At 74.2% G+C, this 21,727-nt stretch carries 20 protein-coding genes and 2 tRNA genes; 9 read left to right on the forward strand and 13 right to left on the reverse strand.

The window, feature by feature from the left end; genetic code table 11:
• Window positions 1-24: 24 nt before the first annotated feature.
• The 4 genes from H4O22_RS14845 to H4O22_RS14860 all read right to left on the reverse strand — a co-directional run bounded on the left by H4O22_RS14845 (window position 25) and on the right by H4O22_RS14860 (window position 5,138).
• Window positions 25-459 (reverse strand): single-stranded DNA-binding protein, encoded by a 435-nt coding sequence (locus tag H4O22_RS14845; protein WP_182524143.1) that lies wholly within the window; start codon window positions 457-459, stop codon window positions 25-27.
• Window positions 460-599: 140 nt separating this feature from the next.
• Entirely contained in the window at window positions 600-2,222 is a 1,623-nt protein-coding gene (locus H4O22_RS14850; protein ID WP_182524144.1) for a YfjP family GTPase, read from the reverse strand.
• Between the two features lie 64 nt (window positions 2,223-2,286).
• Window positions 2,287-4,020, reverse strand: a complete 1,734-nt coding sequence (locus tag H4O22_RS14855; RefSeq protein ID WP_244962981.1) for a dynamin family protein — start codon at window positions 4,018-4,020, stop codon at window positions 2,287-2,289.
• Window positions 4,017-5,138, reverse strand: a complete 1,122-nt coding sequence (locus H4O22_RS14860) for a PrsW family intramembrane metalloprotease (RefSeq protein ID WP_244962982.1) — start codon at window positions 5,136-5,138, stop codon at window positions 4,017-4,019. The genes H4O22_RS14855 and H4O22_RS14860 overlap by 4 nt, the downstream gene beginning before the upstream one ends.
• A gap of 83 nt (window positions 5,139-5,221) precedes the next feature.
• Between H4O22_RS14860 and H4O22_RS14865 the strand changes: the two genes are divergently transcribed.
• Window positions 5,222-6,640, forward strand: a complete 1,419-nt coding sequence (locus H4O22_RS14865; RefSeq protein WP_244962983.1) for an aminopeptidase P family protein — start codon at window positions 5,222-5,224, stop codon at window positions 6,638-6,640.
• 92 nt (window positions 6,641-6,732) lie between these two features.
• Window positions 6,733-7,482 (forward strand): SDR family NAD(P)-dependent oxidoreductase, encoded by a 750-nt coding sequence (locus H4O22_RS14870; protein WP_182524145.1) that lies wholly within the window; start codon window positions 6,733-6,735, stop codon window positions 7,480-7,482.
• A 236-nt stretch (window positions 7,483-7,718) separates the two neighbouring features.
• On the opposite strand, the gene H4O22_RS14875 is transcribed toward H4O22_RS14870, so the two are convergent.
• On the reverse strand, window positions 7,719-8,498 hold the full coding sequence (locus tag H4O22_RS14875) for a hypothetical protein (protein WP_182524146.1): 780 nt from the start codon (window positions 8,496-8,498) through the stop codon (window positions 7,719-7,721).
• A 209-nt stretch (window positions 8,499-8,707) separates the two neighbouring features.
• On the opposite strand from H4O22_RS14875, the gene H4O22_RS14880 reads away from it, so the two are divergent.
• A tRNA-Arg gene (locus H4O22_RS14880) sits at window positions 8,708-8,784 on the forward strand.
• 99 nt (window positions 8,785-8,883) lie between these two features.
• The gene (locus tag H4O22_RS14885; RefSeq protein ID WP_182524147.1) at window positions 8,884-9,276 is read left to right on the forward strand and encodes a helix-turn-helix transcriptional regulator; all 393 of its coding nucleotides are present in this window, start codon (window positions 8,884-8,886) and stop codon (window positions 9,274-9,276) included.
• Window positions 9,277-9,306: 30 nt separating this feature from the next.
• Here H4O22_RS14885 and H4O22_RS14890 read toward each other — a convergent pair whose 3' ends face one another.
• From H4O22_RS14890 to H4O22_RS20785, 3 genes are all read right to left on the reverse strand, one after another.
• On the reverse strand, window positions 9,307-11,844 hold the full coding sequence (locus tag H4O22_RS14890; protein ID WP_182524148.1) for a SpoIIE family protein phosphatase: 2,538 nt from the start codon (window positions 11,842-11,844) through the stop codon (window positions 9,307-9,309).
• 165 nt (window positions 11,845-12,009) lie between these two features.
• Window positions 12,010-12,651 carry a helix-turn-helix transcriptional regulator gene (locus tag H4O22_RS14895; protein ID WP_182524149.1) on the reverse strand — a complete coding sequence of 214 codons (642 nt, stop codon included), beginning with the start codon at window positions 12,649-12,651 and terminating at the stop codon, window positions 12,010-12,012.
• 31 nt (window positions 12,652-12,682) lie between these two features.
• Window positions 12,683-12,808, reverse strand: a complete 126-nt coding sequence (locus tag H4O22_RS20785) for a hypothetical protein (RefSeq protein WP_264674297.1) — start codon at window positions 12,806-12,808, stop codon at window positions 12,683-12,685.
• Between the two features lie 79 nt (window positions 12,809-12,887).
• Between H4O22_RS20785 and H4O22_RS14900 the strand changes: the two genes are divergently transcribed.
• A complete protein-coding gene (locus tag H4O22_RS14900; protein ID WP_220451175.1) occupies window positions 12,888-13,346 on the forward strand; it encodes a DUF6314 family protein in 459 nt (152 codons plus the stop codon).
• Here the strand turns inward: H4O22_RS14900 and H4O22_RS14905 are convergent.
• The 4 genes from H4O22_RS14905 to H4O22_RS14920 form a co-directional block, all read right to left on the reverse strand.
• Window positions 13,306-13,956, reverse strand: a complete 651-nt coding sequence (locus H4O22_RS14905; RefSeq protein WP_182524150.1) for a LuxR C-terminal-related transcriptional regulator — start codon at window positions 13,954-13,956, stop codon at window positions 13,306-13,308. The genes H4O22_RS14900 and H4O22_RS14905 overlap by 41 nt on opposite strands.
• Before the next feature lie 126 nt (window positions 13,957-14,082).
• Window positions 14,083-15,114: an adenosine deaminase gene (locus tag H4O22_RS14910; RefSeq protein WP_244962984.1), complete on the reverse strand. Its 1,032-nt coding sequence runs from the start codon at window positions 15,112-15,114 to the stop codon at window positions 14,083-14,085.
• Between the two features lie 13 nt (window positions 15,115-15,127).
• A complete protein-coding gene (locus tag H4O22_RS14915; RefSeq protein WP_182524151.1) occupies window positions 15,128-15,850 on the reverse strand; it encodes a DsbA family protein in 723 nt (240 codons plus the stop codon).
• Complete coding sequence (locus tag H4O22_RS14920; RefSeq protein ID WP_244962985.1) at window positions 15,850-16,326, reverse strand: MauE/DoxX family redox-associated membrane protein; 477 nt, start codon at window positions 16,324-16,326, stop codon at window positions 15,850-15,852. Before H4O22_RS14920 ends, H4O22_RS14915 begins: the two co-directional genes overlap by 1 nt.
• Window positions 16,327-16,448: 122 nt before the next feature.
• Between H4O22_RS14920 and orn the strand changes: the two genes are divergently transcribed.
• The 4 genes from orn (at window position 16,449) to H4O22_RS14940 (ending at window position 19,699) form a co-directional block, all read left to right on the forward strand.
• The gene (orn, locus tag H4O22_RS14925; protein ID WP_182524152.1) at window positions 16,449-17,093 is read left to right on the forward strand and encodes an oligoribonuclease; all 645 of its coding nucleotides are present in this window, start codon (window positions 16,449-16,451) and stop codon (window positions 17,091-17,093) included.
• 33 nt (window positions 17,094-17,126) lie between these two features.
• A tRNA-His gene (locus tag H4O22_RS14930) sits at window positions 17,127-17,202 on the forward strand.
• An 84-nt stretch (window positions 17,203-17,286) separates the two neighbouring features.
• Entirely contained in the window at window positions 17,287-18,789 is a 1,503-nt protein-coding gene (locus tag H4O22_RS14935) for a SulP family inorganic anion transporter (RefSeq protein ID WP_244962986.1), read from the forward strand.
• A gap of 10 nt (window positions 18,790-18,799) precedes the next feature.
• Entirely contained in the window at window positions 18,800-19,699 is a 900-nt protein-coding gene (locus H4O22_RS14940) for a helix-turn-helix domain-containing GNAT family N-acetyltransferase (protein WP_182524154.1), read from the forward strand.
• On the opposite strand, the gene H4O22_RS14945 is transcribed toward H4O22_RS14940, so the two are convergent.
• Window positions 19,665-21,725 carry a penicillin acylase family protein gene (locus tag H4O22_RS14945; RefSeq protein WP_182524155.1) on the reverse strand — a complete coding sequence of 687 codons (2,061 nt, stop codon included), beginning with the start codon at window positions 21,723-21,725 and terminating at the stop codon, window positions 19,665-19,667. The genes H4O22_RS14940 and H4O22_RS14945 overlap by 35 nt on opposite strands.
• Window positions 21,726-21,727 lie beyond the last annotated feature (2 nt).

A 21,727-nucleotide genomic window follows, 5' to 3' on the forward strand; every position in this document is an offset into this window, starting at 1 on the left:
CGCCCCGGCCGGGCGCGGGGCCGCTCAGGCCGCCGGGGCCGCGGCCTGCTCCCCCGCGGGCGCGGCGACCGACGGTCCCTCCGGCGTCGCGGTCTCGACCCGCGCGGCCTTGCGGAACCGGCTCACCCCGCGGGCGAGGTCGTGGCCGACGCTCGCCGCCTCGAGCACCATCGTGGTGACCTCGGCGCCCGCGCTGTTGGTCCAGACCCGGGCCTCGAGCCGGCCGTGGACCACCACCGGGTCACCCCGCCGCAGCGAGTCGCGGCAGTTCTCGCCGAGGGCGCGCCAGGCGTCCACGGTGTACCACTGGGTCGGGCCGTCGACCCAGGCGCCGGTGCGGCGGTGGAAGCGGCGCGGCGTGCAGCCGAGCCGGAAGCTCGCGACCTGGGCGTCGCCCGCCTGGCGCACCTGGACGTCGTTGCCGAGCCAGCCCTGCACGGTGACGAAGGTGTCGGTCATGGGTCTCTCCTTGTCTCGGACCGCCTCGCGTCGGGCGGATGACAGGAGACTCCGGGGGCGCGCCGACAGCCCCGTCGGCACGGCCGCGCCCTGGGGAGGACGCCGGCCGGGGAGACGGCTGTGGACGGCAGGTGGCCCGGTTAGTGCAGCGCCTTCGCCAGCCCCGAGCGGGTGGCGGTGTAGGCCTCCAGCTCGGCCTCCACCGGCGTCACCACCAGCTCGCCGGCGGCGGCCGCGATCCCGGACTCGAGCCGCTCGCCCACCTCCTCGGCACGGCGACGGGCCGCGCCGGCGACCAGGCCACGGCACCCGAGGCCCAGCACGATCCCGAGCACGACGCACCCGCCCGCGGCGGCCAGGGGCAGCGCCGGCCCGCCCGGCGCGACGTCGACGGCGGCCAGCACGGCCCACACCACGCCGGCCACGACGCCGAGGAGCAGCAGCCACTGCACCACCCGCACGGCGGCCGCCCAGCCCGGGAGGCGGGTGCCGTCGAGGTCGGCGTCGGCCAGGGTGGCGTCGAGGCGGTCGGCGAGCTCGGGCACCCGGGGGGCGGTGGCGCGCTGGACGGCGGCGGCCCAGGGCGCGCCGAGGCCGTCGGAGACGTCGTCGGCCAGTGCCCGGACCTCGGTGTCGACCCGGTTGCGGTCGACCACGGCCGTCCGGGGGCGACCCGTGGAGCGGCCGGAGAGCTCGGCACCGGACTCGCCGACGTCGAGCCCGAGGCGGTCGAGGGGGTCGCCGCCGAGGCCCGCGGCCCAGGAGATCACCGGCCAGCCGGTGGCGCGCAGGAGGCGGCGCCGGCTGGACCCCTCGACCGCGTCGACGACCGCCGGGACGCCTGCGGCCTCGCCGAGCGCGTCCACCAGGGACTCCACCCGTCCGGCGGTCAGGGTGCGGGTGCGACCCGTGCCGCCGGCGTCCTGGAGTCGCTCCGCGGCGGCCCGGATGTCGGCCTCGATCCGGCTGCGAGTGGCCTTCTTGGCCTCGACCCGGCCCGCGATCTCGGCGCGCAGCTCGTCGATGCCGATGCCCTCGCGGGCGCTGACCGCGATCACCGGCACCCGCTGCAGACCGTCCTGGTCGAGGAGCCGTCGTACGTCGTCGACCATCGACTGGCGTCGGTCCTCGGGGACCGAGTCGATGTGGTTGAGGACGACCAGCATGACCTCGTCGTGGGTCTTCAACGGCTGGAGGTAGCGGTCGTGGATCGCGGCGTCGGCGTACTTCTGGGGGTCGAGCACCCAGACCACCAGGTCGGCGAGCGCCACCAGCCGGTCCACCTCGAGGTGGTGGGAGACCTCGGTGGAGTCGTGGTCGGGCAGGTCGAGCAGGACGACGCCGTCGAGGGCGGTGTCCTCCCGCCGGGTGTCGAGCATCGAGTCGCGGGTGGTCTGGTGGCGCGCCGGGATCCCGAGCCAGTCGAGCAGCTCCTGGGCGCCGTCGCTCCCCCACACGCAGGCCGTGGCCCACGACGTCGTGGGACGGCGGACGCCGACCGCGGAGAGCTCCAGGCCGGTCAGCGCGTTGAACGTCGAGGACTTGCCGGAGCCCGTGGCGCCGGCGATCGCGACCACGGTGTGGTCAGCGGAGAGGCGCAGCCGTCCCGCGGCGCGCTCCGCCACCGCGCGCGCATCGGCCACCACGGCGTCGTCCAGGCGACCCTCGGCGGCAGCGGCGGCGGTCTCGAGCCCCTCGATCCGGGCCCCGATCTCGGTGCCACGGGTCACCAGGTTCTTGGCACCCTCGAGCAAGGACGTCATGTTCTCCAACCCACGTGCGACAGTGCTGCAGCCACCTTAGATGGCGCCTCCGGAGGAGCCGACGTCAGTCGTGGGCGGGCCCGTTCCGCCCCGACTGGGCGGCGAACCTGGCGTCGTCGACGCGGCGGGCCGCCTCGCGCAGCTGGGTGTCGAGGTCGGGGTCCACCCCGAGGCCGTCGAGGTACGCCGTCCAGCGCCCCCGCTCGCTCTCGAGGAGGCCGGCGGTGCGCAGCTCGAGCCGGTCGCGCGCCCGGTCGACGAGGCCGGCGACGACGTCCGCCCCGAAGACCGCGTCGAGCAGCGCCCTCCCGGACGCGCTGGACGAGGACGCGGAGGACGCGGAGGATGCGTCCTGGTCCAGCGTGACGACCATCAGCGCGACCGTGAGCCCCTGCACCCCGAGGGCCAGGAACTTCGCGGTGCGCTTGTCGGCCCCCTGGGCCCGCACCAGCTCGGTGACGTCCTGCTGCCAGTCGCGCGCCGCGCGCTCGGCGGCACGCCGGAGCTCGCGCGAGGCCCGACCCAGACCGGCGGCGCCCGCGAGCGCGCTCTCGCCGGCGGGGTGGGCCCGCCAGCGGGCCGCGACCTGCTCGGCCGCGGTCTCGGCGCGCTCGAGCACCAGCACCTCGAGCGCCGACTCGATCGCGACGGAGACCCGGTCGGCCTGCTGCGGACGGCCCTTCACGGCGTTGACCACCCGGTCGCGGATCCAGCCGACCTTGTCCTCGAGGCCGCGCAGCAGCTCACCGGTGCCGACCAGGTCCTGCCAGCGGGCCAGCACCTCGCCGCGCAGCAGGCTGCCGTCGACGCACGCGCGACCGAGCGCTCCGGCGGCGTCGTCGTACGTCTCCTCGACGTCGACCCTGAGCTCCGCGACCGCCGCAGCCTGCTGGGCGGCGGCGTCGGCCACCGGGTGGGTGCGCTGGGCGATCGAGCGGACGGTGCCCTCGAGGGTCTGGGACACGACGTCGTCGCGGGCACCGCTGTCCGCGGCGAGGGACTCCAGCCAGGCCCGGATCTCGGCGACGTGCCCGGGCGGGAGCAGGCCCTCGTCGTCGACGGTGGCGTCGGGGACGACGAACAGCGGTGAGTCCTTGAGGCCGCGGCTGGCCAGCATCCGCGCCAGGTGCGTGGAGACCGTCTGCACGGCGTCCTCGGCGGTGCGGTCCAGCACCACCGCGACCGCGGCCGAGCGCTGGGCGGCGGCCTTGAGCTGCTCCCACGGCACCTGGTCGGCGTAGCGGGCCGCGGAGGTCACGAAGAGCCACATGTCGGCGGCCGCGAGCAGCTGCGCGGCCAGGGTGCGGTTGCGCTCCTCGACGGAGTCGACGTCGGGAGCGTCGAGGAGCGCGAGCCCGCGCGGGACGGAGTCGGCGGCCACGAGCTGCAGCGCGTCCTGGTCGTCGGTGACGTGGTCGACGCGGCGCAGGTCGGGAAGCATCCGGTCCTGCCCGAACCACTCCAGGTCGTCGGGGTGATGGACCAGGACGGGCGACCGGGTCGTCGGGCGCAGCACGCCGGGCTGGGTGACCCGTCGGCCGACCAGGGAGTTCACGAGGGTGGACTTGCCGGCGCCGGTGGAGCCGCCGACGACGACGAGCATCGGCGCCTCGGCCGCGATCACCCGCGGGATGACGTAGTCCTCGAGCTGGTCGACCAGCGCCGCGCGGGCCGCGCGCTGCTCCTCCACCCCGGGTCCGTCGAGCGGCAGCGCGGCGGCTTGCAGGGCGCCGCGCAGCCGCACCAGCGCGGTCAGCATCTGGGCACCGCCCGCGGTGTCCCCCTGGCTGGTCGTCATCGGGTGGGTACCACCTGTCCGGGGAAAGCGATGGAGGGGCGCACGGCCGCGATCCTCGCGACGTGCTCCTGGCCGCGGGCCGCGAAGTCGGGCGGGGGCGTCCCGCGGAGGAAGCGGTGGTGCAGGAAGCCGAGCTCGACGGCGGCCTGCTGGTAGTCGCGCATCGCGCGCTCCCCTGCGGGCCCGGCCCACTGGCGGGCGTGCGCCCGCGCGTGCCGGCGACCCTGGAGGTCGACGACCCAGCCGATGTCGGTCGCCGGGATCAGGCCGCGCTGCGAGGCGTCGGCCAGGGCCGCGATGAGCATCCGGCGCTCGGAGTGGCGCGCCCAGACGGCGAGGACGCCGAGACCGACCAGGGCGGGGAACATCAGGACGGCGTACACCAGGGCGAAGCTGCCGAACCCGAAGAGCGTCGCGCCGTTCCAGAGCCCGTGGGCGAGCACCGCGAGGCCGTACCCGGCGAGCGGGGCCAGGACCCGGACGGCGCCGCTGCGGGAGCCGACGGCGAGGCCGATCCCGATGCCGGTGAAGGTCGTGAACAGCGGGTGGGCGAACGGGCTGAACAGGCAGCGGACCACGAAGGTCGCGGTCAGCGCCTCGGTGCCGCCCGGGCCGGTGCCGTCCGTGCCGTCGTACGCCGCGGCGAGGTAGAGGATGTTCTCGGTGAAGGCGAAGCCGACGCCGACCATGCCGGCGTACACGATGCCGTCGAGGACGCCGTCGAGCTCGGCCCGCCGCCACCAGAGCAGCAGCAGCAGGAACAGGCCCTTGGTGAGCTCCTCGCTCACCGGGGCGACCACCGCGAGGCTCGCCTCCTGGGTGAACCCGGCGACCAGCCCACCCACGCCCTGGATCAGGATCGCGGCGGCCGTGGCGACGAACCCACCCCAGAGCAGGCCCATGAGGAGCAGGCGGCGCGGCTCCGGCTCGTAGCGGTCCAGCCAGAGGTAGCAGGCCACCAGCGGCACCACCGGCAGCGCGGCCAGGGTGGTGGCGACCAGCAGCGTGTCCGGGGCGCCCGAGAGGGCGAGGACCAGCAGCATCACCGCCGCGCCTCCGCACACCAGGACGGCCACGAGGACCGTGAAGGCAACACTGTCTCGACGGGCTCCTCGCACGGGCGCAGCCTAACGTTCGACCCATCGGACCCGCGTCGGCGCGGGCGTAGAGTGACGTTGTGAGTGACCCTGTGACTGATGCTGTGAGCGAGCAGACCCCCGAGACCACCGAGCCGCGCACCGAGTCGCACGACCCGGCGGTGCCGGAGGCGTACTCCCGGTTCATGCGCTCCGGGTGGGGCGAGCGGGAGCTCGACCTCCCCCGGCAGCCGGTCGCCGAGCGCGCCGCGGAGCGTCGCGCCCGGCTGGCGGCGATGTTCCCCGGCGAGCGGCTGGTGCTGCCGGCCGGCACCTACAAGGTGCGGTCCAACGACACCGACTACCGCTTCCGCCCCGACACCGCCCACACCTACTTCTCCGGCAACCAGACCACCGACGCGGTGCTGGTGATCGAGGACGGCGACGCGGTGCTGTACGCACGGCCGCGCTCGGACCGCGACACCGACGAGTTCTTCCGCGACCGCCAGTACGGCGAGCTGTGGGCCGGCCGTCGCCCCTCGGCGCGGGAGATCTCGGACTCGCTCGGCATCGAGGTGCGCCACGTCAGCAGGCTCGAGGAGGACCTCGGCGGGTCCGCGAAGACCCGGGTGCACCGGGGCGTGTCGGCCGACCTGGACCGGATGCTGGCGGGCGACGCCGGGCTGGACGCCGACCTGGCCCGGGTGGTCTCCGAGATGCGCCTGGTCAAGGACGACTGGGAGGTCGCGCAGCTGCAGGAGGCGTGCGACATCACCGCGCTCGGCTTCGAGGACAGCGTCCGCGACTGGGCGCAGGTCCTGCAGTACGGCGAGCGCTGGATCGAGGGCACCTTCTTCCGGCGCGCCCGCGCGATGGGCAACGACATCGGCTACGACTCGATCGTCGGCGGCGGCAGCCACGCCACGACCCTGCACTGGATCGAGAACTCCGGCCCGATCACGCCGGGCGAGCTGGTGCTGCTCGACATGGGCGTCGAGGGCCGTCAGCTCTACACCGCCGACGTCACCCGCACCCTCCCGGTCGACGGCACCTTCACCCCGGTCCAGCGCGACCTCTACGACCTCGTCCACGCCTCCCAGCAGGCCGGCATCGACGCGGTCCGTCCCGGGGTCCCGTTCGCCGACATCCACCAGGCGTCGATGACCGTGCTGGCCCACGGTCTCGAGGGCATGGGCCTGCTGCCCGTGCCGGCCGAACAGGCGCTCGACCCGGAGAACAAGACCTACGCCCGGTGGACGCTGCACGGCACCAGCCACATGCTCGGCATGGACGTGCACGACTGCGGCCGGGCCGCCCCGGAGTCCTACGCCAAGGGCACGCTGGAGGCCGGCATGGTGCTGACGGTCGAGCCCGGCCTGTACTTCCAGGAGGACGACCTGCTGGTGCCCGAGGAGCTGCGCGGCATCGGCATCCGGATCGAGGACGACGTCCTGGTCACCGCCGACGGCAGCCGCAACCTCTCCGACTCCCTCCCCCGCACCTCCGCCGACGTCGAGGAGTGGATGGGCCGCCACCTGCGGTGACGCTGCCGGCTGACCGGTCACCGGGACGCCGTCGGCGTGCCGGGGACCCCGCCCGTACGGTCCGGGCTCCGCCACGGCACTCAGGAGCGAACATGGCCGATCGGCTGCAGGACAGGACCGCGATCGTCACCGGTGGCGCCAACGGGATCGGCCGGGGAATCGTCCGCGCGTTCGTCGCCGAGGGCGCCCGGGTGCTCGTCGTCGACGTCGACGAGGCTCGCGGCGAGGAGCTGGCCACCGAGCTGGGCGACGCCGTCCGCTTCCTGGCCGTCGACATCTCCCAGGAGGCCAACGCGGCGGTCATCCGGGACGCCGCGGTCTCGGCCTTCGGGGCGGTCCACGTGCTGGTCAACAACGCCCACGCGAGCCGGCAGGCGCCCTTCGTCGACACCACGATGGAGATGTTCGCGCTCTCGTTCAACACCGGGTTCTACCCGGCCTTCTGGCTGATGCGCGCCTGCTACGAGGACCTGAAGGCGACCCGCGGCTCGGTGATCAACTTCGCCTCCGGCGCCGGGCTGGTCGGGCACCCCACCCAGCTGACCTACGCCGCGGCCAAGGAGGCCGTGCGGGCCATGAGCCGGGTGGCCGCCCACGAGTGGGCCCCCGACGACATCAACGTCAACATCATCTCGCCGCTGGCCCGCACCGAGGGCGTCGAGCGGTTCCTGGCCGAGCACCCCGAGCGGGAGGCCGCCCTGCTGCGCGGCGCCCCGCTGGGCCGGCTGGGCGACCCCGAGGCCGACATCGGCCGGACCGCGGTCTACCTGGCCAGCGACGACGCCTCGTTCATGACCGGCCAGACGCTGATGGTCGACGGCGGCGGCGTCATGCTGCGCTGATCCGACCACGGGGCCCGACGGATCCCGCGACCGGCGATCCCTCCTCGTTCACCTCCGTACCTGGCGGGCGGGCGGGTGCGCTGAGCCCAGGCGGGGTCGCGATCCGACGACGGGCTGACGCGCTACGCCGACCCGACGGCGTCGGCCGCCTTCCTGGTCCTCCCCGGCTTCACGGCACGCACCCCCTGGGCGCCCCGCTCTTCGGATGACGCCCGGTTCCCGTGAGCCGGTCCAGGTCAGCCGTCCCCGCCTCCCCCACCGGCGCCGCCGTCGCCGAAGCCGCCGTCGCCGCCCCCGACCTGCCCCGAGTAGTCGTGGCCGCCGATCATCCCGCCCTCCGTCCAGGACCCGGGGTCGGACCAGGCCACGCCCAGGGTCACGCGGGAGCTGTCCGGGCCCACGGGGCCGGCGTAGGCCATGGTGATGCGAGTGGCATCGGCACGTCCGGACCGGATCAGCTCGTCGTACCAGCCGGCAGCCCAGGCGGTGTACAGCGGGCCGGAGGCGAACCACGCCACCCGCCGATCGCCCAGCCGGACCAGCCGCACGTCCGGGCGGTCGCCGGCGTCCAAGCGCTCTGCGTCGCGGAAGCACACAGGCACCTCGCGAGGGACTCCGCCGGGCGGCGCCCACTCCATGTCGCGCGTCGCGGGCCCGTGACCGGGGTCGAAGAAGCACGGCGGGCGCCGTTCCGGCCGGTCCCTCCCGTCCCGGTGGGCCAGGACGCACGCCTGCGAGAAGCGTCCGTCGGCCAGCGCCCGCGTCACCTCGGTGACGTCGGCAGCAGTGGCACACCGTCGCAGGGTGGCCTTGGCGGACTCGTAGGCGTCCAGGGCTCGCTGGTAGTCATCGAGTGTGCGGCCGTCGAGCTCGGTCGTCAGCGTGTCGACATGGAGCGCGGTCAGCTCCTCGCCGAAGCGGGTGACGTCCTCGTCGGCGGCGCGGCGCACGTGCCGGAACGCGTCCAGCTCGGCGAGTTCCCTCAGGCGCCTCTCTCGGCGTCGTCGGCCGATCATCCGGCCATCATGCGCCCACCGTCTCGTCCCTGCCGCGGTCATCTGGACCACCACCGACCCACCGCGACCCCGCGCGGCCGACCGGGCCGGCCCACTGCCGGGCGGTACGGCCAGAAGTGGGCTACGGCATACTTGGCGCGGGCAGGAGCTCGGCCAGCAGAACCACAGGGCTGTACTTCCTAGGTTTTCAGCTGTACTTCCTGCCCTCCGCCTCCGTAGCTCAGCTGGATAGAGCAGCGGCCTTCTAATCCGCTGGTCGCAGGTTCGAGTCCTGCCGGGGGCACCACGGCGGCCGTCGGCGTTCACCCCCAAAGGTGAGTAACGTTGTAAGTCTGCTCGCTACGATCGCCACGTGATACGCGAACGGCACGACGCCGAATCCTCGGTGCGAGACCGCACCGTGGACTACCGCGACGCCGCCGCCGACCGTCGCGACTACGCCGCCGACGCCCGGGACTCGGCCGCGGACGCCCGCGAGCTCGCCCAGGACGTCCGCGACCTGGAGCAGGACGAGCGGGAGCGGCGGCTCGCGGCGGGTGAGGCGACCGACGAGCACCAGCCCGCCACCGCCCACCTCGACGTCCTCACCGCTCGGCAGCGCGAGATCCTCGCGATGATCGCCGACGGCATGTCCAACAAGGCCATCGCCCGACAGCTCTTCATCACCATCAACACGGTGAAGACCACCATCCGAGCGCTCTACGCCAGGATCGGGGTCACCTCCCGCACCCAGGCCGTGCGGTGGCACGACCACGGCCCCCGGAACCCCGCCGCCTGACGCGGAGGACTCGACCCTCGTCCCTGGTGGTCAGGGAACCATCGTCGGCACCCGCCGCGGACCGGCCTCGGCCGGGCGCGGCCGGTCCTGGTGGTGCAGCCGGACCGCCACGAGCGCGACGTCGTCCTCGGGGTCGGTGGGGAGCAGCCGGCGGAGGAGCTCGTCGCACAGGTCGTCGAGGGCGGTGCCGTCCGCGACCAGGTCGCTGAGCACCTGGCGCAGCAGGTCGATGCCGGTGTCCAGGTCCTGACCGCGGCGCTCGACCAGGCCGTCGGTGTAGAGCAGCACGGTCGTCCCGCGCTCGAGGGTGACGACGTGCTCGCGCCGCTGGGTCCCGGGGTCCAGGCCGAGCAGCAGGTCCGGCTCGGGGTCCGTCGGGGTCAGCGTCCGGACCTCGCCGTCCTCGGTCACCACGATCGGCGGCGGGTGACCGGCACTGGTCCAGCGGAGCCGGGTGAGCCCGGCGAGCCGCTCCTCGGGCGTCTGCTCGAGGCGGGCGACGACCGCCGTGGCGGTGGTGTCGAGCTGCAGGGTCGCCATCACCTCGTCGACGCCCCGCAGCACCTCCGCGGGCCCGGAGCCGGAGTGCACCGCGATGCCGCGGAGCAGCCCGCGGACCTGGCCCATCGCGGCGGCCGCGGCGGTGTCGTGGCCCACGACGTCGCCGATGACCACCACGGTCGAGCCGTCGCGCTGGAGGAACGAGTCGTACCAGTCGCCGCCCACCTGGGCGGCCTGCGCGGCCGGCTCGTAGCGCACGACGACGTGCAGGTGGTCCGGCTCCGGCGGGGCGGTCAGCATGTTGCGCTGGAGACCCTCGGCGAGGTCGCGCTGCTGCCCGAACAGGCGGGCGTTGTCGAGCGCGAGGCCGGCCCGCGCCGCCACGTCCCGCAGCGTCGCGAGGTCCTCGGGCGAGAACGCCGAGCCGGCGGCGCCGCGGAAGACGCTGAGCATCCCGACCGTGCGCCCGCGCCCCTGCAGGGGTACGACGACGCCCGCCTCCGGCGCGAGCAGCGCCATCAGGTCGGCGGCCTCCCCCGGCTTGAGGATCCGGCGGACGGCCGCGGCGGCGTCGCGCTCGATGAGCACCGGCTCGTCGCCGGCCAGCGCGCGGGCGACGAACGAGCTGTCGGTGAGGGCCGGGACGCGCAGCGCGGCGTACCGCTCCACCAGCGGACGCTGCTCGGGGTCGGCGTGCCACCACCCGACGTCGCGCAGCCGCAGTCGCCAGTCGGTGCGCGCCGGCTCGTCGACGACGGTCACCAGGCACCACTCGGCGAGGTCGGGGACGACGACGGAGGCCAACCTGGCCACGGACTCCTCGACGTCGAGGGTCTTCCCGAGCTCGTCGCTCACCCGGGCGAGGAGGGCGCTGCGCTGGGCGCCTGCCGCGGCCGCCTCCTGTGCCTCGACCCGGTCGGTGATCTCGAGGAAGTACACCGAGAGCCCGTCGGGGGTCGGCCACGCGCGCAGCTCGTACCAGCCGTCGAGGGGCGGCGGGTAGTAGGCGTCGAAGGTGACCGGCTCGCCGGAGGCGACGGCGTGCCGGTAGTGGGTCTCGAAGTCGGCGCCCGCAGCCGCGGGGAACAGCTCCCAGATGTCGCCGCCGAGCAGGTCCTCCCGCGCCGACCCGAGCAGCCGCTCCGCCTCGGCGTTGACGTAGCTGAAGCGCCAGTCGTGGTCGAGCTGGTAGAACGCCGACGGCATCGACTCCAGCACGCGCACGACCCTGATCTCCCCGTCCCGGGCGGCGGTCGTGTCGTACGCCGCCCCGACGAAGCGCACCGCGGTGCCGTCCGGGCCCGGCAGCGCCCGGCCGCGCGCGCCGACCCACTGGATCCCCCCGGTGGGCAGCACGACGCGGTACTCCAGAGCGAACTCGCCGCACGCCTCGACGGCCGCCACCAGCGCCTCCCGGACGCGCGCGACGTCCTGGGGGTGCAGGGCGGCGAGGAACGCCTCGATGGTGCCGCCGAAGGTGCTCCGGTCGAGCCCGAAGAGCTCCAGGAGGCGGTCGTCCCAGCGCAGCTCGCCCGTCGTCAGGTCGAGGTCGAAGGCGCCGATCCCCGCGGCGTCGACGGCCAGCTGCCAGACGACGCGCTCCTCGGCGTAGTCCGCGCTGAGCGCGACCAGCTCGAGCTGGGCCACCACCGACGAGGCGAAGCGGGCCAGGAACCCGACCTCGGCGTCGGTCCAGGCGCGCGGGGCCGGGTGCAGCACGCAGAGCGCACCGAGCACCTCGCCGCCCCCGCCGAGGAGGGGTACGCCGAGGTGGGCGCGGGGTCCGGACCCGTCGGCGGCAGTGGCCTCCGAGACCACCACGCGACCGGTGGAGACGGTCGCCGTGCGCACCGTGACCGCGTCGGGGTCGTCCGCGTCGACGCCCACGCTGCTCAGGGCCTCCTCGCGGCCGGCGACCACCCAGAGCTGGGCCGCGTCGGCGTCGAGGAGCCGCGCAGCGAGGTCGACGAGGTCGTCGAGGACGACGTAGTCGGACGCCCGGAGGGCGCGCAGCGCCGAGAGTCCGTCCGGAGCCTGCGCCGCCGCGGGGCCGCGGTCGAGCGTCACGACCATGTCCTCCTCGATCCGCACAGCAGCCTTCCGATGGTCCCAGTGGGGCCGACCCCCCAGCCTGTCACAACGTGCGCACCGAGCACCGGTGTTCCCCGGTTCTCGTCCGGGGCGGTTCGGGCGTCCGGCGGCGGGGGCTGCGGCGTCTCCGCCGCGGGTCGTTCAGCCCTGCGGAAGCTGCCGCTTCTCGTCGGGCTGGAAGCCGTGCTCGATCCCCCAGCGCACCGCCTGGGGGCGGCGCTCGACCCCGATCTTGCGGTAGGCGTTGCGGATGTGGGTCTTGACGGTGTTGATGCCGAGGTAGACCCGCCCGGCGATCTCCTGGTTGCTGAGTCCCTGGGTGATCAGCGCCAGGATCTCGGCCTCGCGGTCGGTCAGCCCGTGGTCGCGACCCGGCCAGGACCCGAACGTGCCGCCCTCGCCGATCGGCACGTCGGGGACGACCCGCTCCCCGGCGTGCACCCGCTCGAGCAGCCCGACGAGCTCCTCGGCCGAGACCCGCTTGGGGATGTAGCCGGCCATCCCGCGGTCGAGCGCCCGCTGGACGAGCTCGGGTTCGACGTTCCAGCTGAAGGCGACCACCTTGCTCGCCCGGCCGTTGGCGAGGACGTCGACGTCGACGTCGTCGGCCTGCGGCTGGCCGAAGCTGTCGTAGAGCAGGATGTCGACGTCGCTCTCGAGGGGCACCCGGCTGTCGAGCTCCACGACCTGCACCCGGTCCGCGTGCGGCTGGAGCGCCGAGGCGACACCGGCGACGACGACGGCGTAGTCGTCGGCGACCGCGACGCGCACGGGAGAGCTCATGGCCCTCAGCCTAGAGGGCGGCGGCGGCCGATCAGACCAGGCCGAGCAGCACCACGAGGAAGCCGATGACGGGGATCGCCCAGAGGAGCGCGAGTCCCATCGCCTCTTCCCAGGCCTGGTCGTGCTGCTGCGAACGCTCCAAGGTCGGGGCGGTCATGTCGCTCACTCCTCAGGTCGGATGGGAGTCCGGTAACCACCCGGCGCGCTCGGCACGCGCCGTGCGCGACCATGGGGGTGTGACCTTCGCCCCCACCGACTTCCTCGGGACCTGGTCGTTGTCCCGGGCCGTCGACGACCGTCTCGCCGGGGAGACGCTGCGGGTCGAGGGCACCGCGACGCTCTCGCGGCTCGCGGCCGACCACGTCCGTTGGACCGAGGAGGGCGTGCTGCGCTGGTCGGGGGGCGAGGTCCCGGTGCAGCGGACCCTCGACGTACGCCGCCGGTCCGACGGCGGCTGGTTCGTGCACTTCTCCGACGGCCGCGAGTTCCACCCGTGGACGGTCGGGGCCGACGTGGCGCACCCGTGCGGAGCCGATCTCTACCGCGGCCGGGTGGACGTGGACGCGGACGGCAGGTCCTGGACGGTGACCTGGCACAGCACCGGCCCGGCGAAGGACTACGTGATGACCACGCGGCACGCGGACCGGGTCGACCTCAGCGCTGCGGACCGACCAGGCGGGAGCGGTCCGGCGTGAAGCCGTGCTGCATCCCCCAGGCGACCGCCTGGGCTCGCCGGGTCACGCCGATCTTGCGGTAGCCGGTGCGGATGTAGGTCTTGACCGAGTTGATGCTGAGGTAGGAGCGGTCGGCGATCTCCTGGTTGCTCAAGCCCTGGGTGATCAGCGCGATCACCTCGGACTCGCGGGCCGTCAGCCCGTGGGCGCGGCCGGGCCAGGTGCCGCTCACCGTCTCCGCGAGCGAGGCGCGCTCCGGGACGATCCGCTCGCCGGCGTGCACCCGCTCCAGCGCGTCGACGATCCGGCCGGCGTCCAGCTCCTTGGAGAGGTACGCCGCGGCGCCGCGGGCGAGGGCCCGCTGGACGAGCGCGGGGTCGGTGTTCCAGCTGAAGACGACCACCTTCGCCTCGCCGCCCTCGGCGACCAGCTCCTCGAGGTCGATCCCGTCGCCCTGCACCTGCCCGAACGTGTCGTAGAGGATGACGTCGACGTCGCTCACCACCGGCATCCGGGCATCCATCTCGGCCACGACCACCCGGCCGGCGTACGGCTCCAGGAGCGCGGCGACCCCGGCGACCACGATCTCGTAGTCGTTCACCACCGCGACGCGGACGGGTCCTGGGCTCATGTGCGGAGCCTAGACCCGTCGCGCCGGCGTGTCCCGCCCGTGAGCAACGCCCCCGCGCGGTGGAATGGCCGCGGCCCCGCACAGTATGAGTGTGCGGGGCCGCTCACGTCCCGGGCCGGGCTCGCGTCAGTCCGCGGCGTACGCGTCGATCTCGGCGAGCAGCCGGGTCCGCACGTCGTCGGGGGCGAACGACGCCGTCACGGCCGTGCGCGCCAGGTCGGCGACCCCGGCCTCGTCGAGCTCGAGGAGCTCGGCGGCGATCTCGTACTCCCGGTTCAGCGTCGTGCCGAACATCGGCGGGTCGTCGGAGTTGACCGTGAGCGTCACGCCGGCGTCGCGGAAGGCCCGGATCGGGTGCTCCTCGAGCGTCGTGACCGCGCGGGTCGCGATGTTGGACGACGGGCACACCTCCAGCGGAACGCCGGTCTCGGCGAGGTGGGCGAGGAGCGCGGGGTCCTGCGCCGACGACGTGCCGTGCCCGATCCGCTCGGCGCCGAGCAGCCGGAGCGCGTCCCAGACGGTCTGCGGACCGGTGGTCTCCCCGGCGTGCGGGACGCTGCGGAGGCCCGCGGCCCGGGCCGCGTCGAAGTGCGGCTGGAACTGGGCGCGGCCCACGCCGACCTCCGGTCCGCCGAGGCCGAAGCCGACGAGCCCCTCGGGACGGTGCCGGACGGCGTACTCGAGCGTGGCGTCGGCCGCGGGGATCCCGGACTCGCCGGGGATGTCGTAGATCCAGCGCAGCACCAGGCCGAAGTCGCGCTCGGCCGCGAACCGGGCGTCCTCGATCGCCTCGGTGTAGGCCTCGATCGGCATGCCGACTCCCGGGGCGTCCGGCCGGACCGACGTGTACGGCGTGCAGGTGAGCTCGGCGTAGCGCAGCCGCTGCTCGGTCGCCATCTCGCGCGCGACCTCGTAGGTGAGGTAGCGGACGTCCTCCGGCGTGCGGATCAGCGCCACGACCGCCAGGTAGACCTCGATGAAGTGGGCGAAGTCGCGGAACTCGTAGAAGCGCCGGAGCTCGTCGAGGTCGCTGGGGACGGTGCCGGGGTGGCGGGCGGCCAGCTCGCTGACGATCCGCGGCGAGGCCGAGCCCACGTGGTGGACGTGCAGCTCGGCCTTCGGGAGGCCGCGGACGAACTCGCTGATGCTCCTGCTCACCCGCCGGAGCGTGTCACTCGATCGCGTCGGCCAGCGAATTCGCGATGTCGTCGGCCCCGCCGGTGATCGGCTTGCCGTCGAGCAGCACCGTCGGGGTGCCCTGGACGCCGGCGTCCTGCGCCGCCTGGGTGGCCTCGTCGACCCACGCCTGCTCCGCCATGCCCTCGATGCCGGGGCGCACGTCGTCCTCCTCGGCCCCCGCCTCGACCGCGAGCTCGACCAGCGTGTCGTCGTCGAGACCGTCCTCGCTCTCGCTGGCCTCGTCGTACCGCTCGAAGAGCAGCTCGTGGTACTTCTTCGCGACCTCCGGGCCGGCCGCGTCGAGCACCACCTTGAAGGCGTTCGTCGAGCGCTCGGAGTAGTCGGAGAGGAAGTTGACCGGCCGGTACTCGATCGTGGCCTTGCCGGACTCGGCGAACTCGCTCAGCTCCTCGGTGCTCACGGCCTCGAGGTCGGCGCAGTGCACGCAGTGGAAGTCCTCGTAGATGATCACCTCGTGCGGGGCGCCGGTCTCGCCGATGGTCAGACCGAACTCGGAGCCCGCGGCGGGCGCGGCGAGGTCCTTGCTGGGGTCGTTGGCCCGCATCCAGAGGGTGCCGCCGACCACGACGACCACCAGGACGAGCACGACGGCCAGGATCATGGTCATCCGGCGCCGCTGCTCCTGCCGCTCCTGCTCGCGGACCGCGACGGCGGCCCGCTCGGTGCGGCTGGTGGCGGTGTTCTTCTTCGACATCAGGTCTCGCTCCTCGGAGTCGACAGGGGACGGAAGATGAGGTCGTCCAGGGCCAGGCGGGTGCGCGGCCACCGGACCAGGAAGAGGGACGCCGCGAGCAGCGCGACGTCGCGGGCGATCTCGCCGGGGTACTTCGCGGTGGCGTCCGGGTCGTACCCGCCGCCGCCGAAGCACCCGCAGTCGATCTCGAGCCCACGCGCCCAGGCGCTGGCGATGCCGATGATGAACGCCACGAACAGCAGCGCCGAGATCGCCGCCGCGCCGCGGGTCAGCAGGCCGGCCACGAGCGCGAGCCCGACGACCACCTCGAGGACCGGCAGCAGGTAGCCGATCGGCTCGACGAGCGCCTCGGGCAGCAGGTCGTAGGCCCGCACGGCCTGCACGCTCTCGTAGGGCTCGCCGAGCTTGAGGCCCCCGGCCACGATCCACACGCCACCCGTCACCAGTCGCGCGACCAGACCGAGCCACTCCCTCACGCGGATGATCCTAGGGACCCCGGCTGAGTGCTCGCTGAGAGACGGCCGAGACCCTCCGGTGGTCGAGCAGCGACGGCGCCGCGTTGGGGCACCCCGCGGCGCGACCACCTAGGGTTCTCCTCGTGAACGAGCGACTGGTGTGGATCGACTGCGAGATGACCGGACTCGACCTCGGGGTGGACGCCCTCATCGAGGTCGCGGCCCTGGTCACCGACTTCGACCTCAACGTGCTCGGCGAGGGCGTCGACATCATCGTCAAGCCGCCGGCCGAGGCCCTGGACCAGATGGGCGACTTCGTCCGGACCATGCACGAGAAGTCCGGGCTGCTCGAGGAGCTGGCCGGGGGCGTGAGCATGGAGGAGGCCGAGGAGCGCACCCTCGCCTACATCCGGGAGCACTGCCCCGACGGGAGCCGCCCGCCGCTGGCCGGGAACACGGTCGCCACTGACCGCTCCTTCCTCGCCCGGGACATGCCGACCCTGGAGCAGTTCCTCCACTACCGGATCGTCGACGTGTCCTCGATCAAGGAGCTCTCCCGCCGGTGGTTCCCGCGGGCGTACTTCCAGGCGCCCCCCAAGCGCGGCAACCACCGTGCGCTGGCCGACATCCAGGAGAGCATCGAGGAGCTGCGCTACTACCGCGACGCCGTCTTCGTCCCCTCCCCCGGCCCCGACAGCGACACCGCCCGGGCGCTCGCGGAGAAGCACGGCGGGTCGCTGACCGGGCTGTCGGCGCCCGATTCCGCCAGTACGGACGACGTCCTCTAGACTCTTCCCCGGTCCGGCCCCCGGACCGACCTGGTGGGTATAGCTCAGCTGGTAGAGCGCTGCGTTGTGGTCGCAGATGTCGCGGGTTCAAGTCCCGTTACTCACCCCATCGATCGAGCCCCTGACTGCGGAGACGCGGTCAGGGGCTCGACCCGTCAGGGGCCTCGCGCCCACCCGAACGGAGCAGCACCTCGTGTCCACCGCCCTGCCCGACACGGCGATCGAGCCGACCGTGCGCGCCGCCCTCCGCTCCCCGCGGCTGCTGCGCACCGAGGTCCTCGGCGGTCTCGTCGTCGCCCTGGCGCTGATCCCCGAGGCGATCTCGTTCTCGATCATCGCGGGGGTCGACCCGCGGGTCGGGCTGTTCGCGTCGTTCACGATGGCGGTCTCGATCGCGTTCCTCGGCGGCCGCCCGGCGATGATCTCGGCCGCGACGGGCGCCGTCGCCCTCGTCATCGCGCCGGTGATGCGCGACCACGGCTTCGCCCACCTGATCGCGACCGTGCTGCTCGGCGGGGTGATCCAGGTCGCGCTGGCGCTCGCGGGCGTCGCGAAGCTGATGCGGTTCATCCCGCGCTCGGTGATGGTCGGGTTCGTCAACGCGCTGGCGATCCTCGTCCTCGAGGCGCAGCTCGACCACCTGGTCGACGTGCCGTGGCCGGTCTACCCGATGGTCGCCGTCGGGATCGCGGTGATCGTGGCCCTCCCCCGCGTCACCACGATCGTCCCGGCCCCGCTGGTCGCGATCGTCGCCCTCACCGCGTTCACGCTGGTCGGCGCGGTCGGCGTCCCCGACGTCGGCGACGAGGGCGAGCTGCCCGACAGCCTCCCGTCGCTGTTCCTCCCCGACGTCCCGTTCAGCCTCGACACGCTGGAGATCATCGCGCCCTACGCGCTCGCGATGGCGTTGGTCGGCCTGCTCGAGTCGCTGCTGACCGCGAAGCTCGTCGACGACATCACCGACACCCGCTCCGACAAGACCCGCGAGGCGTGGGGCCAGGGCGGCGCCAACCTGATCACCGGGTTCTTCGGCGGCATGGGCGGCTGCGCGATGATCGGCCAGACGATGATCAACGTGAAGGTCTCGGGGGCCCGCACCCGGCTCTCCACGTTCCTGGCCGGCGTCTTCCTGCTCGTCCTCGTCGTGGGGTTCGGCGACGTCGTCGCGCTGATCCCGATGGCCGCCCTCGTCGCCGTCATGGTGATGGTCTCGGTCGCCACCTTCGACTGGCACTCGGTCCGGCCCGCCACCCTGCGCCGGATGCCGAGGTCCGAGACCGCGGTGATGGTCACGACCGTCCTGGTCACGGTGGTCAGCCGCAACCTCGCCATCGGCGTCGGCGTCGGCGTGCTGGTCGCGATGACCCTCTTCGCCCGCCGCGTCGCCCACCTCACCGGGACCGAGCGCGAGGTGGTCCAGGACGAGGACGGCGTGCCGACCGCGGTCTACCGGGTCACCGGCGAGCTCTTCTTCGCCTCCAGCAACGACCTCTACACCCAGTTCGAGTACGCCGCGGACCCGGCGCGCGTCGTCATCGACCTCTCGGCGTCGCACGTGTGGGACGCCTCCACGGTCGCCTCCCTCGACGCGATCACGACCAAGTACGCCCGCAGGGGCAAGACCGTCGAGATCGTGGGGCTGGACGCCGCCAGCGCCGAGCGGCACGACCGGCTCACCGGACGCCTCTCTGACTAAGGTCAGGTACATGACCTCGGCGACCGCCACCCTCCGTCGGTTCAACCGCAGCTACACCCAGCGCATCGGCGCGCTGGACGAGTCCTTCCTCGGGCTCGACCTGCCGCTCGGGACGGCTCGCGTGCTCTTCGAGGTCGGCGACGGCGCCGGCGTCCAGGAGCTCCGGGCGCGGCTCGGGCTGGACTCCGGCTATCTCAGCCGGGTGCTGCGCCGGCTCGAGGAGCGCGGCCTGGTCGAGGTCGCCCCCGACCCCGACGACCGGCGGCGCCGGACCGTCACGCCCACGGCGGCCGGCCGGCGTACCCGCCGGACCCTGGACGAGCGGTCCGAGGCGCTCGCCGCCCGGCTCCTGGCCCCGCTCAGCGACCGGCAGCGCGACCGGCTCACCGAGGCGCTCGCCACCGCCGACCTGCTCGTGCGGGCCGCGACCGTCTCGCTGGGGACCGTGGACCCCGCGTCGGCGACCGCACGCGCCGCGACCGCGCAGTACTTCGCCGAGCTCGACCGCCGCTTCCCCGGCGGCTTCGACCCCGGCGACACCGACGACGTCTCCAGCATGGCGGCACCGGCGGGCGCCTTCGTCGTGGCGGTCAGCGACGGCGCGCCGGTGGCCTGCGGCGGCGTCCAGCCGATCGGCGAAGGCGTCGGCGAGGTCAAGCGGATGTGGGTCGACGACGCCTGGCGCGGCGCCGGGCTCGGCTCCCGGCTGCTCCGGCGGCTCGAGGACGAGGCGCTCCGGCGCGGGTACGGCGTGGTCCGCCTCGACACCCACCGCACGCTCACCGAGGCGCTCGCGATGTACGCGCGGGCGGGGTACGTCGAGATCGACCGCTACAACGACAACCCGTACGCGCAGGCGTTCTTCGAGAAGCGGCTCACGGCTCCTGCTCCAGCCGGTCCCAGTCGGTGATCACGGGGGCCAGCCCGCCGGCGACCCACAGCGGCAGCTGGTCGTGGTGGTGGGGGTCGGCGGGGTCGGCGTGCGCGCCGGTCGGGACCACCCAGCCCGAGGCCTGGCGGTCGGCGAGGTCCCACACGTAGCGGGCGACCGAGCCGCGCACGCAGGCGTCGGTCACGCCGGGCACCGAGGCGGTGCACCGCACGCAGTCGGTGTCCCCCGAGACCGGCAGCGCCGGGACCGGCGGCGGCTCGAGGTCGGTGGCGAGGTCGAACGCGTGCACCGGCGTCACCACGTGGGTCGCGCCCCACGCCTCCGGGTGCGCCACGGCGTCGGTGAGCGCCGCGCGGGCGTGCGCCCGCAGGTCGAGGCCGTACGGCGACCCCGCGGCGTACAGGGTCTCCAGCGCCAGCCCGATCCGGGTGGTGAGGTCGAGCCAGGGCGGGAAGACCTGGTCGTGGACCGGCACCAGCAGCGGCGCGAAGACGGGGTCGGCGGCGAGCCGGCGTACCAGCCCCGAGCGCCAGGCGGCGTACGCCGCGGCGCCGGTCGAGGTGGCGTCCATGCGGTGGTCCCACGCGAGCACCTGCTCGCGCACCGCGCCGGCCGGCCCGATCGGCTTCTCCACCTCGCGCACCAGGCCGGTGAGCGCGACGGCCTCCAGCGACAGGGTGTCGCCGTGGATCTCCGCGAAGTCCTCGGGGACCAGGTGGTCCCGCCCGTCGAGAAGGTCGTGGATCCGCCGCGCGCGGTGCGGCGAGGCGAAGACGGTGCCGATCCGGTCGCTCTCCGGGCCGCGCCGCTCGTTGGCGGTCACCACGTGCCCGTCGGGGGGCACGTCGTGCCGGGGCAGGTCGGTGAGCCACTCGCCCCACGCGGTCGCCGGGTCGGCGGCGTCCACGATCCCGCGGCGGTTGGCGTCCTGGCGCAGCGGGATCCGGCCGGCCACCCGGTAGCGCACCGCGCCCGTGGTGTCGGCGACCACGACGTTGTTGACCGGCTCGACCCACCGGTCCAGCGCGAGGTCGACGTCCGCGACGGTGCGCGCCCGGAGCAGCGGCAGCAGCGCGTCGAAGCCGAGGTCGGCGAGCACCACCGACGCGGCCCGCAGGCTCAGGCCGGCGCCCTCGTCGGGGCCGCCCTCCAGGACCGGTCCGCGGGCGGTGACGACGACCTCCACCTCCTCGTCCGCCCGGTCCGCGACCTCGACGGTCTCGACGTGGGAGGTCGCGGTCTCCCAGCCGTCCGGGCCGAGCGCCTCGACCCGGCCGCCCTCGCGGCGGAGCCGCTCGGCGTACACGTCCTGGTAGTCGGCGTACGCGTTGGTGATCGCCCAGGCGACGCCGCCGGCGTGCGCGAAGTGCTGGACACCGGGCACGCCCGGGAACGTGAAGCCCACGACGTCGAACGGGTCGTCGGGGTCCTCGCAGGCCAGCCGGACCTGCTGGTAGACCCCGGGCGCCTCGATGACGCGGTGCGGGTCCCCGCCGATCATCGGCGACCCGGTGCGCGTGCGGGCGCCGCCGACCGCCCAGGCGTTGCTGCCGCCGGCCTGCGGGCCCTCCTGGGAGAGCAGCGCGGCGTCCTCGCCGAGGACCTCCCGGGCCCGGTGCGCCCACAGCTTGCCGGGCAGCGACCCGAACAGCAGGTGCTGGGTGAGGAAGACCGCGAGCGGGGTCCACTCCTCCCACGGCTCGGCGGCGATCCCGAGCGCGCGCAGCTCGGGGGCGTCGGAGTGCAGCCCGGCGTTCACCCCCGCGACGTACGCCGCGACGAAGGCCCGCGTCTCGGGCTCCAGCGCCGCGTGGGCCCGGCGCGCGGTCGCCGCGACCGTGGCCCGCCGGGCGAGCCGGTCCCAGGCCAGCGCGGACGGGCCGAGCACGGCCGCCGACGTGCCGGTGGCGCGGCGGCGGAGGTGCTCGAGCTGCCAGGCCCGGTCGCGGCCGGTGACCTCGCCCTGCCCGTGGGCCAGGCTCAGCAGCGACCCCGCCCGCACGTGCGGCACCCCGTGCGCGTCGCGGTAGGTGCGGACGGTCATGG

The organism is Nocardioides dongkuii (assembly GCF_014127485.1).
Taxonomy (GTDB): domain Bacteria; phylum Actinomycetota; class Actinomycetes; order Propionibacteriales; family Nocardioidaceae; genus Nocardioides; species Nocardioides dongkuii.